Source organism: Vibrio sp. V04_P4A5T148 (genome assembly GCF_963875605.1).
Lineage (GTDB): Bacteria > Pseudomonadota > Gammaproteobacteria > Enterobacterales > Vibrionaceae > Vibrio > Vibrio anguillarum.
In genome coordinates, this window is record NZ_CAWNMS010000014.1 from 1 (window position 1) to 2,116 (window position 2,116).

1 pseudogene is annotated in these 2,116 nt (G+C 41.0%); it reads right to left on the minus strand.

From position 1 onward, the window contains the following. Positions 1–653: 653 nt before the first annotated feature. Positions 654–1,087: pseudogene (locus AACT18_RS00545) on the minus strand (GNAT family N-acetyltransferase). Positions 1,088–2,116 lie beyond the last annotated feature (1,029 nt).

Here is a 2,116-nt window from a genome sequence, read left to right on the forward strand (position 1 = left end):
TAACGCCCGGCTAAGGGGTTGACAACGCACCGCCGAACTCAAAAAACACACTGTAAACACTGAACTTCAATTTTGCACTAAAGCCGCCACGCGTTGGCAATCCCTCTTGAGCCGTTTGTTATGCAAATTCAATAAGATAAACTGACTTTACTCGATCAAAAGTCACAATTGCAATGGTTGAGTAATTCAAGAACCAACCCACGCCAGAGCCGTGATAAATAAGCCGCCAAAACAAAGTCCACCTTTCAGCAACAAACCAAGCTTTTGAATGAGACAAACTCAACAAGCAAGACTTTCAGCAAGTGCAAAATGCTCGATAAACTTACCCTTTCCACACTTTACGCACGCTGAATTGGCAACGAACCAGCGCTAAAACTGATTGAGGCAAACAAAGAACTTTGCCTGTTTTACGGCTTGAGTTCACAATGAATTTGAAGGTAAAAATGCTCATTTGCCGACAACACAAAACGAATGGCCGGAAAAATCCCAAAAGATTGAGCCCCTAAATTTACCTGAGTTGCATAACGCCCGGTTAAGGGGCTGACAACGCAAAACACTGAACCTAAAATAACAACCGTAATCACAAATGCTGATTTGAACAAAAACCGCCACGCGTTGGCAGTCCCTCTTGAACCGTTTGTTATAAGCTGCCACTAAACGTTTGGATTACTTGAGTTATTAAACGAATACATGCGTATTTCATCCCTTGGAAACCAGCCTAATTTTTCGTAAAAATTTTGCGCGTTAACATTATTGCTATAAACAAATAAATGCGTCTTTGAAACACCAATCGAAGTCAAAGCATCAACTGATTTTTCAACCAAAGCTTTACCTATTTTTTGGCCTCGAAATTCTGATGAAACAGCCAAATGTTGCAGATACCCTCTGCGACCATCGGTCCCAACGAGTACCGCACCAATAATTTATTGCCGCTTAACGCAACAAAACTTAGCCCAGAGTTTCGGTTAAGGTAACTTTCAATGCTTTGTTTAGAATCAACATCTCTTAATGACAAGCTTTCCGTCTGGCACCACAGATCAATCACTGAATCGTAATCGGAAATATCCATTTCTCGAATTGTAATCACTAAAGCCTCCAAAGCTTATAACGCCCGGCTAAGGGGTTGACAACGCATAGCCGAACTTAAAAAACACACTGTAAACGCTGAACTTCAATTTTGCACTAAAGTCGCCAAGCGTTGGCAATCCCTCTTGAGCCGTTTGTTAGGCCAACTGATTGACGCCGACACTTTCAAAACTAAAGAACGAGCTTTTTTATAAACTTAAAACAAACTAACCCATTCATTTATAAACCAAAACCCTAAATCAGCAAAGAAACCAAAAAATTCAAATTGAGCGATTTGGAAGAAAAGTGACGAGCGTAGCATGCTCGGCGGACGTTTGGATGCTGAAGGTTATTTCACCGCTAAACTCACAACGAAAAGCAACTCAACGCGATCAAGAAACAGCAAATATGTGATGATTATTTATTGCTTAAATTAAGCCACAAAACATGAAATTTACTGCTCAATTTCAACTCGATTTAGCTGATAAAAACTCACCTTGCCTAACGCCCGGCTAAGGGGTTGACAACGCACCGCCGAACTCAAAAAAACCACTGTAAACACTGAACTTCAATTTTGCACTAAAGTCGCCAAGCGTTGGCAATCCCTCTTGAGCCGTTTGTTATGCAAATTCAATGAGATAAACCGAATTTATACGACCAAAAGCCACGATTGCAATGGTTGAGTGATTCAAGAATCAACCCAAGCAAGAACTGTGATAAATAAGCCGCCAAAACAAAGTCCACCTTTCAACAACAATCCAAGCTTTTGAATGAGACAAACTCAACAAGCAAGACTTTCAGCAAGTAGAAAGGCTCGATAAACTTTCACTTTCCACACTTTGCGCACGCTGAATTGCCAAGAAACCAGCACCAAAACTGATTGAGGCAAACAAAGAAGTTTGTCTGTTTTACGGCTTGAGTGAACCACGAATTTTAGGGTAAAAAAGCTCATTTGCCGACAACATAAAACGAATGGCCGGAGAAATCTAAAAAGATTGAACCCCTAAATTTACCTGAGTTGCATAACGCCCGGCTAAGGGGTTGACAACGC